Origin of the sequence: Mesorhizobium sp. M7A.F.Ca.MR.148.00.0.0 (assembly GCF_003997735.1) — a bacterium.
In the GTDB taxonomy this organism is placed as follows: Bacteria; Pseudomonadota; Alphaproteobacteria; order Rhizobiales; family Rhizobiaceae; genus Mesorhizobium.
This window is the reverse complement of record NZ_RZTB01000332.1, coordinates 1-809: the sequence shown is the minus strand read 5'-3', so window position 1 is coordinate 809 and position 809 is coordinate 1. Positions and strand designations below refer to the sequence as shown.

1 protein-coding gene and 1 pseudogene are annotated in these 809 nt (G+C 66.5%); both read right to left on the bottom strand.

Features of this window, described 5'->3' with window-relative positions:
- Nucleotides 1-230: pseudogene (locus EOB49_RS34325) on the bottom strand (segregation and condensation protein B); the annotation flags it as partial.
- A 2-nt stretch (nt 231-232) separates the two neighbouring features.
- A partial coding sequence (locus EOB49_RS34320; RefSeq protein WP_127383536.1) for a DUF1403 family protein occupies nt 233-809 on the bottom strand: 577 nt, incomplete at its 5' end.

Below are 809 nucleotides of genomic sequence, written 5' to 3'. Positions count from 1 at the left end.
CGGCCGGCGAGTTCGGCGCGAATGTCGTCGATGATCAGCTCGATATTGCAGTTTTTTCCCACCACCCGCGCGAGGACACTACGTGTCACCGGTTCATTTGCCGCAAAGATCACCGCTTCGACGCGGGCCATCCATTCGCACCAGCGCAGCTCCGGCGGCAGATGTTCCAGTTCGGTGTCGAGCAGCGCCGGCTGATCGTTTGGCTTGCGGCGGGCGGACGCTTCGCTCATCGCTACAGCCCGAACAGCCGGAATGTGGGGCGGCCGGAGAGCTCGCGCACGACCTCCAGTTGCTGCAGCCGTTCGAACAGCCGTCGCGATGCAAAGCGCGACAGATTGTCCGTCGTCAGCGATCCGGACACGGCGTCTTCACTGAGCAGCAGAAAGATTACGTCGCCGGCGCCTTTGGCGCGCAGTTTCGGCGCCACCGCCAGGAGTTTTTCGGCCCGGCGCGACAGCTCGGCGGCCAACCGACAAGCGTCCGCGGCGGCCGCGACGAGCGCGATGCAAACCGCCCGCTCAAAATTCTTGTCCCCGGGCCGGATGCGCCGGCCACCGCCGGCCTCGGTGCGGAAAGATGGTCCAAAACCCAGCGCCATTAGGAGCGGCAGGGGCTGCGGCCAGCCCAGGCGTTGCGCCAGTACCAGGTCGGCGAGCCACCAGCCAAAGAGTTCGGCATCGGGACGCATGGCGACGACCTCAGCGGCGATCGCCGCGGCGTCGAATGGCGCCGACCGCTGGGATACCCCGAGTTTTTCGATCTGCGTGCAAAGGTCGGCGAGCGCGGCGCCGTCCCAATGGAGGCCAAGC